The sequence below is a fragment of the Geobacillus thermopakistaniensis genome (assembly GCF_000498995.1).
GTDB lineage: Bacteria > Bacillota > Bacilli > Bacillales > Anoxybacillaceae > Geobacillus > Geobacillus thermoleovorans.
In genome coordinates, this window is the sequence record NZ_AYSF01000089.1 from 45,885 (window position 1) to 53,001 (window position 7,117).

Genomic DNA, 7,117 nt, shown 5'->3' on the forward strand with positions numbered 1-7,117 from the left:
TCATGTACGTGTATATCAACGGCGCGGTCGTTCCGCGCGAAGAAGCGCAGTTATCAGCGTTTGATCACGGCTTTTTATATGGGCTCGGCTTATTTGAAACATTCCGCACGTATAGCGGCCACCCTTTTTTGCTTGACGATCATTTGGCCCGATTGAACAAAGGGCTGTCTGAGCTTCACATCGAAAGGCAGTTCGGCCGCGCCGAAGCGGTGGCGATCATCGAGCAGTTGCTCGAGGCCAATGGCTTGCGCGACGCTTATGTGCGCTTCAATGTATCGGCCGGGGTCGGCGATCTCGGCTTGCCGATCGAACGTTACCGAAACCCGACCGTCATCGTCTATATGAAGCCGCTTCCGCCGCCCGTCCCTCCGGAAGGAAAAGAAGGGGTGGTGCTCGCGGCAAGGCGAAACAGCCCGGAAGGCAATGAGCGACTAAAGTCGCACCATTATTTAAACAATATGATTGGGAAATGGGAGCTCGGACATCGACCTCATGCGGAAGGAATTTTTTTGAATTCAGATGGTGCGGTAGCGGAGGGGATCGTTTCCAATATTTTTTGGGTGAAAGACGGCATCGTCTACACGCCAGCGCCGGCTGTCGGCATATTAAACGGCATCACAAGACAATTCATCATTGCTTTGCTCAAGCAGTTGCGCATCCCAGTTGAAGAAGGGGTATATCCGCTGTCCCATTTGTTGCAGGCTGATGAAGCATTTATCACCAACTCTGTGCAGGAAATTGTACCCCTTTGCCGCATTGGCCATTGCGTTTACCAAGGAAAAAATGGTCCGGTGGTCCGGGCCTTGCAGCACCATTACCGACGCTTGACCCATCGGTTATGGACGAGGAACGAATTGGCAGAAAGGATGAACGACTGATGACAACATCGATGCGCCCTCTTCGGCTTCAATGCCGCGGGCATGAGCTTGACTTAAACAAAAAAACGTTGATCATGGGCATTGTCAACGTCACGCCCGATTCGTTTTCCGACGGCGGCCGGTTTTACGACGTGGAAAACGCGGTCAAGCACGCGAAGCGGCTCGTGGCGGAAGGAGCAGACATCATTGACATCGGCGGTGAATCGACTCGTCCGGGGGCGGATCCAGTGCCGCTTGATGAAGAATTGCGCCGCGTCATTCCGGCGGTAAAAGCGATTGCTAAGGCGGTGAGTGTACCGATCTCAATTGACACGTACAAAGCGGAAGTAGCGCGGCAAGCCATGGAAGCCGGGGCGCACATCATCAACGACGTTTGGGGAGCCAAGGCGGACCCTGATATGGCCCGCGTCGCCGCCACGTACGGCGCGCCGATCATTTTAATGCACAACCGCCGCGATATGGCCTATCGCGATTTGATTTCCGACATGATCGCCGATTTGAAAGAAAGCATTCGCATTGTCAAAGAGGCGGGTGTGAAAGATGAGAACATTATTTTAGATCCGGGGATCGGCTTCGCCAAGACGGTCGAGCATAACTTGGAGGTGATGCGGCGCCTTGATGAATTTGCCGCTCTCGGCTATCCGCTTTTGCTTGGCACGTCGCGCAAACGATTTATCGGCCATGTGCTCGGCGTGCCTGTCGAGGAGCGGGTCGAAGGAACAGGAGCGACCGTTTGTCTCGGCATCATGAAAGGGGTGCACATCGTCCGAGTCCATGATGTATTGCCGATTGCCCGCATGGCCAAAATGATGGATGCTATGCTTGGGAAGGGAGAGAGCGGTCATCGATAAAATTTATGTGCAAGGCATGGAGTTTTACGGCTACCACGGGGTGTTTCGCGAAGAAAACATCCTCGGCCAGCGATTTTTGGTCGATGTGACGTTGGAGCTCGACTTGCAGCCTGCCGGGCGGAGCGATTGTCTTGAGTATACCGTCAACTACGCCGATGTGTACGAGCGCTGCCGGGCGATCGTTGAGGAGCGGACGTTCGCCTTGATCGAGGCGGTCGCTGAAGCGATCGCCGCCGACTTGCTCGCTGCCTTTCCTGTTGTCGAGCGCTGCATTGTCAAAGTGACGAAGCCGAATCCGCCGATTCGCGGCCATTATCAACATGTCGCAGTCGAAATTGATAGGGGTCGTTAAATGGAAAACATCGCATATCTCGCTTTAGGCTCCAACCTCGGAGATCGTGTTTCCTATTTGCGTTCTGCCATTGAAGCGCTCCATCATCATCAGGAAATTTTTATCACATCGAGCTCATCGATTTATGAAACCGATCCGGTCGGCTATGTCAACCAAGGCAAGTTTTTAAACATGGTGATCGAGGTGGCGACCACGTTGTCGCCGTTTGCCTTGCTTGACGTGACCCAGCAAATCGAACGACAACTTGGAAGAAAAAGGGAAATTCGCTGGGGACCACGGACGTTAGACCTTGACATTTTGCTGTATAATCATGAAAATATTGAAACAGAGCAGCTGACGATCCCGCATCCGCGCATGGCGGAGCGGGCGTTCGTGCTCATCCCGTTGTTTGAAGTCAACTCCCACGTGGCAATACCGAACCTTTCCGAGCCGTTAATCGACATCATTGGCCGACTACCTGACAAAAAAGGAGTTCATGTATGGAAGCGGAAAGATGGGGAAGACGTATTCGCGCTTTTCGAAAGTTGAAAGGATATACGCAAGAAAGACTGGCGAAAGAACTAGGCATTTCCGTATCGATCCTTGGTGAAATTGAACGGGGGAACCGGATGCCGTCCGATTCGCTCGTTGGACAAATCGCCGAACGGCTGAATATATCGGTGGAAGAACTGGCGCCGCCGAAACTCGAATCGAACAAGTAGAAAGGAGGCATCTGCGATGTTTCGCATTGGCGATGTCGAAATTAAAAACCGCGTCGTGCTCGCTCCGATGGCAGGCGTATGCAACTCCGCGTTCCGCCTGACCGTCAAAGAATTCGGCGCCGGGCTTGTATGCGCCGAGATGGTAAGCGACAAAGGAATCGTATACAACAACGAAAAGACGTTAAACATGTTATATATTGATGAACGGGAAAAGCCGATCAGCTTGCAAATTTTCGGCGGCGAGAAAGAAACGCTCGTCAAAGCGGCGAAATTTGTCGATAAAAATACGAATGCAGATATCATCGACATCAACATGGGTTGCCCAGTGCCGAAAATTACGAATTGCGACGCTGGAGCGAAATGGCTGCTTGACCCGAATAAAATTTATGATGTCGTTGCCGCGATCGTCGATGCCGTTGAAAAACCGGTCACGGTGAAAATGCGGATCGGTTGGGATGAAAAGCACATTTACGCCGTCGAAAACGCTCAAGCCGTTGAGCGCGCCGGCGGGAAGGCCGTCGCCGTCCACGGACGGACAAGGGTGCAAATGTATGAAGGAAAAGCGGACTGGAACATCATCAAGCAAGTGAAAGAAGCCGTCAACATCCCGGTTATCGGCAACGGAGATGTCAAAACGCCTCAAGATGCAAAGCGGATGCTTGAAGAAACAGGGGTCGACGGCGTCATGATCGGACGGGCGGCGCTTGGAAACCCTTGGATGATCTATCGCACTGTCCGTTATTTAGAAACTGGAGAGCTCATCCCGGAACCGACGCCGAGGGAAAAAATCGATGTCTGCCTGCTGCATTTAGACCGATTAATTGCCTTAAAAGGCGAATATATCGCCGTCAAAGAAATGCGTAAACACGCTGCTTGGTATTTAAAAGGCATTCGCGGCGCAGCGAAAATCCGCAACGCCATCAATGAATGTGAAACGCGGGACGAACTGGCCGCACTGTTGCTTCGCGTGGCGGAGGAAGCGGAAGTCCAAGCAGCGGCGAACGCCGAAGCCGTTTAAACAACGGAGATGACGTTCATGCAGCGGAGGACTGCCAGCGAGCGCTGGCAGTATTTTTCGTAAAAAATCGCTAAATGGAGTGAATGAGGTATGAGTCATGAAGAATTGAACGACCAACTGCGCGTCCGCAGGGAAAAGCTGAAAAAAATTGAGGAATTGGGTGTCGACCCGTTTGGCAAACGGTTCGAGCGCACTCATAAAGCGCAAGAACTGTTCGAACTGTACGGTGATTTGTCGAAAGAGGAACTTGAAGAAAAGCAAATTGAAGTCGCCGTCGCCGGCCGCATCATGACAAAGCGCGGCAAAGGAAAAGCCGGGTTCGCCCATATCCAGGATGTCACCGGGCAGATTCAAATTTACGTCCGTCAAGACGATGTTGGCGAACAGCAGTACGAACTGTTTAAAATCTCTGACCTTGGCGATATCGTCGGCGTGCGCGGCACAATGTTTAAAACAAAAGTTGGTGAACTTTCCATCAAGGTGTCGTCGTACGAATTTTTGACGAAAGCGCTGCGTCCGCTGCCGGAAAAATACCATGGTTTGAAAGACATAGAGCAACGCTATCGCCAGCGTTATCTCGATTTAATTATGAATCCGGAGAGCAAAAAGACGTTCATCACCCGCAGTTTGATCATTCAATCGATGCGGCGGTATCTTGACAGCCGTGGCTATTTGGAAGTTGAAACGCCGATGATGCACGCTGTGGCTGGAGGCGCTGCGGCGCGCCCGTTCATTACGCATCATAACGCATTGGATATGACGCTTTATATGCGAATCGCTATCGAGCTCCATTTAAAACGGCTTATCGTCGGCGGTTTGGAAAAAGTGTACGAGATCGGCCGCGTTTTCCGGAACGAGGGCATTTCCACCCGCCATAACCCGGAGTTTACGATGCTCGAATTGTACGAGGCGTACGCCGATTTCCGCGACATTATGGAACTAACGGAAAACTTGATCGCCCACATTGCCACTGAAGTGCTTGGAACGACGAAAATTCAATACGGCGAGCATGTCGTCGACTTAACGCCCGAGTGGCGGCGCCTCCATATGGTCGATGCGATCAAGGAATATGTCGGCGTCGACTTCTGGCGGCAGATGAGCGACGAAGAGGCGCGGGAGCTGGCGAAAGAACACGGAGTGGAAGTTGCTCCACATATGACGTTTGGCCATATTGTCAACGAATTTTTTGAACAAAAAGTCGAGTCTCACCTCATTCAGCCGACGTTCATTTATGGCCATCCGGTTGAAATTTCACCGTTGGCCAAGAAAAATCCGGACGACCCGCGTTTTACCGACCGATTTGAGCTGTTTATCGTCGGGCGCGAACATGCCAACGCCTTTACCGAATTGAATGATCCGATCGATCAGCGCCAACGCTTTGAGGCGCAGCTGAAAGAGCGTGAACAAGGAAACGATGAAGCACATGAAATGGACGAAGACTTCCTTGAAGCGCTCGAGTACGGCATGCCGCCAACAGGCGGGCTTGGCATCGGGGTCGACCGTCTGGTCATGCTGCTGACGAACTCGCCGTCGATCCGCGACGTGTTGCTTTTCCCGCAAATGCGTCATAAATAAATTTGATCGCTCCCTGCAAAGACAAGCAGCAGGGGGCTTTTCATTTATGTAAAAATAGTTGTCGTTGTTTTGTTGAAAAACAAACACAGGAAGTCGAGTTGACAAACCACTCCCAACGTGTTATATTATGATAGCACGTTGAAATGACAGCACTAATCAAAAACAAGGACCTATTGACAAATAAATAAATTTAATTATAATATAACTTGTCTGTTGATTGTCTAGTGATGATAGCGGAGGGGAAACACCCGTTCCCATCCCGAACACGGAAGTTAAGCCCTCCAGCGCCGATGGTAGTTGGGGCCAGCGCCCCTGCANGGAAACACCCGTTCCCATCCCGAACACGGAAGTTAAGCCCTCCAGCGCCGATGGTAGTTGGGGCCAGCGCCCCTGCAAGAGTAGGTCGTCGCTAGGCAATCTTGTGGAGGATTAGCTCAGCTGGGAGAGCACTTGCCTTACAAGCAAGGGGTCGGCGGTTCGATCCCGTCATCCTCCACCATCACCTATTATGAGCCATTAGTTCAGTGACGAGTATTACATCTTTGAATCTACTTCGAGTTGTCCCGACGCATCCGACATCTTCGAATATGCTAGCAGAGGAAGGGACATCGTTCACTGTGAGTGTATACTTGACTATGAGCCATTAGCTCAGTAACGAGCGCTGCATCTTCGAGTTTGCTTCGAGTTGCCTCGACGCACTTGGCATCTTTGAATCGGCTGGGAGAGGAAGAGGCAGGTAGAGTGAAACGAAGCTGTAGAGTGTTATCCTAACCATGAGCCATTAGCTCAGTAGGTAGAGCAACGAGCGAAGCATCTTCGGATTTGCTTCGAGTTGTCCCGACGCATCCAACATCTTCGAATATGCTAGCAGAGGAAGGGGCATCGTTCATTGTGAGTGTATACTTGACTATGAGCCATTAGCTCAGTAGGTAGAGCATCTGACTTTTAATCAGAGGGTCGGAGGTTCGAGTCCTCCATGGCTCACCACAATTGATTTGCGGGTGTGGCGGAATTGGCAGACGCGCTAGATTCAGGGTCTAGTGCCCTTTACGGGCGTGGGGGTTCGAGTCCCTTCACCCGCATGTTGATTCGAGCGGAAGTAGTTCAGCGGTAGAACACCACCTTGCCAAGGTGGGGGTCGCGGGTTCGAGTCCCGTCTTCCGCTCCATTTATTTGCCCATTTAGCCGGGGTGGCGGAATTGGCAGACGCACAGGACTTAAAATCCTGGGGTAGGTCACTACCGTGCCGGTTCGAGTCCGGCCCTCGGCACTTGCGCTCGTAGCTCAATTGGATAGAGCATCTGACTACGGATCAGAAGGTTAGGGGTTCGAATCCTCTCGAGCGCGTTGGCGGGAAGTAGCTCAGTTTGGCAGAGCACATGGTTTGGGACCATGGGGTCGCAGGTTCAAATCCTGTCTTCCCGATAGCGGATATATGGGGCCTTAGCTCAGCTGGGAGAGCGCCTGCTTTGCACGCAGGAGGTCATCGGTTCGATCCCGATAGGCTCCACTGTTGCTTTATGTCTGTGCCTGCCGCTTGCAAGGGAATTTGAAGACGTGAGGTTCCTCGGTAGGATTACAGAGAAGCAAACTAAAGTAGCAGCCTTGTGTCCTGCAAGTGAATGGAGAGAAGCGGGATTCTTCGACGAAAACCAGCAGAGAAGTTGTTTCAATGCAGCAACTTTGCGCCTGTGTCTTCTAGTGAATTCGGGGGAATTGGGTTCCTCGGCGCAAGACTGCAA

General features: G+C 51.9%; 7 protein-coding genes, 8 tRNA genes, 1 rRNA gene and 1 other annotated feature. All 16 genes read left to right on the forward strand.

Annotated features, from left to right (window positions below; translation table 11 throughout):
• Nucleotides 1-2 precede the first annotated feature (2 nt).
• The gene (gene pabC, locus T260_RS123605) at nt 3-878 is read left to right on the forward strand and encodes an aminodeoxychorismate lyase (protein ID WP_011229583.1); all 876 of its coding nucleotides are present in this window, start codon (nt 3-5) and stop codon (nt 876-878) included.
• A complete protein-coding gene (folP, locus tag T260_RS123600; protein ID WP_011229584.1) occupies nt 878-1,729 on the forward strand; it encodes a dihydropteroate synthase in 852 nt (283 codons plus the stop codon). The genes pabC and folP overlap by 1 nt, the downstream gene beginning before the upstream one ends.
• Nucleotides 1,692-2,081 (forward strand): dihydroneopterin aldolase, encoded by a 390-nt coding sequence (gene folB / locus T260_RS123595; protein WP_014194586.1) that lies wholly within the window; start codon nt 1,692-1,694, stop codon nt 2,079-2,081. Before folP ends, folB begins: the two co-directional genes overlap by 38 nt.
• Complete coding sequence (folK, locus tag T260_RS123590) at nt 2,082-2,609, forward strand: 2-amino-4-hydroxy-6-hydroxymethyldihydropteridine diphosphokinase (protein ID WP_011229586.1); 528 nt, start codon at nt 2,082-2,084, stop codon at nt 2,607-2,609.
• Complete coding sequence (locus tag T260_RS0120980) at nt 2,561-2,782, forward strand: helix-turn-helix domain-containing protein (RefSeq protein ID WP_011229587.1); 222 nt, start codon at nt 2,561-2,563, stop codon at nt 2,780-2,782. Before folK ends, T260_RS0120980 begins: the two co-directional genes overlap by 49 nt.
• 16 nt (nt 2,783-2,798) lie before the next feature.
• Nucleotides 2,799-3,800: a tRNA dihydrouridine synthase DusB gene (dusB, locus tag T260_RS123585; RefSeq protein WP_011229588.1), complete on the forward strand. Its 1,002-nt coding sequence runs from the start codon at nt 2,799-2,801 to the stop codon at nt 3,798-3,800.
• Between the two features lie 90 nt (nt 3,801-3,890).
• Nucleotides 3,891-5,375 carry a lysine--tRNA ligase gene (lysS, locus tag T260_RS123580; RefSeq protein ID WP_011229589.1) on the forward strand — a complete coding sequence of 495 codons (1,485 nt, stop codon included), beginning with the start codon at nt 3,891-3,893 and terminating at the stop codon, nt 5,373-5,375.
• A 220-nt stretch (nt 5,376-5,595) separates the two neighbouring features.
• Nucleotides 5,596-5,679, forward strand: a sequence feature (5S ribosomal RNA rRNA prediction is too short).
• 7 nt (nt 5,680-5,686) lie between these two features.
• Nucleotides 5,687-5,780, forward strand: a 5S ribosomal RNA gene (rrf, locus tag T260_RS123575).
• An 18-nt stretch (nt 5,781-5,798) separates the two neighbouring features.
• A tRNA-Val gene (locus tag T260_RS123570) sits at nt 5,799-5,874 on the forward strand.
• A gap of 412 nt (nt 5,875-6,286) precedes the next feature.
• Nucleotides 6,287-6,362: transfer RNA gene (locus T260_RS123565), tRNA-Lys, on the forward strand.
• Between the two features lie 10 nt (nt 6,363-6,372).
• Nucleotides 6,373-6,457, forward strand: a tRNA-Leu gene (locus T260_RS123560).
• Nucleotides 6,458-6,468: 11 nt separating this feature from the next.
• A tRNA-Gly gene (locus T260_RS123555) sits at nt 6,469-6,543 on the forward strand.
• A gap of 16 nt (nt 6,544-6,559) precedes the next feature.
• Nucleotides 6,560-6,645, forward strand: a tRNA-Leu gene (locus T260_RS123550).
• A gap of 3 nt (nt 6,646-6,648) precedes the next feature.
• Nucleotides 6,649-6,722: transfer RNA gene (locus T260_RS123545), tRNA-Arg, on the forward strand.
• 4 nt (nt 6,723-6,726) lie between these two features.
• Nucleotides 6,727-6,800 (forward strand) — tRNA-Pro (locus T260_RS123540).
• 12 nt (nt 6,801-6,812) lie between these two features.
• Nucleotides 6,813-6,885 (forward strand) — tRNA-Ala (locus T260_RS123535).
• Nucleotides 6,886-7,117 lie beyond the last annotated feature (232 nt).

Excerpts from the sequence above, each read along its gene's own strand:
- folP (WP_011229584.1), top strand. The coding sequence starts at position 878 with ATGACAACATCGATGCGCCCTCTTCGGCTTCAATGCCGCGGGCATGAG.
- T260_RS0120980 (WP_011229587.1), top strand. The coding sequence starts at position 2,561 with ATGGAAGCGGAAAGATGGGGAAGACGTATTCGCGCTTTTCGAAAGTTG.
- pabC (WP_011229583.1), top strand. The coding sequence starts at position 3 with ATGTACGTGTATATCAACGGCGCGGTCGTTCCGCGCGAAGAAGCGCAG.
- dusB (WP_011229588.1), top strand. The coding sequence starts at position 2,799 with ATGTTTCGCATTGGCGATGTCGAAATTAAAAACCGCGTCGTGCTCGCT.
- lysS (WP_011229589.1), top strand. The coding sequence starts at position 3,891 with ATGAGTCATGAAGAATTGAACGACCAACTGCGCGTCCGCAGGGAAAAG.
- folK (WP_011229586.1), top strand. The coding sequence starts at position 2,082 with ATGGAAAACATCGCATATCTCGCTTTAGGCTCCAACCTCGGAGATCGT.
- folB (WP_014194586.1), top strand. The coding sequence starts at position 1,692 with ATGCTATGCTTGGGAAGGGAGAGAGCGGTCATCGATAAAATTTATGTG.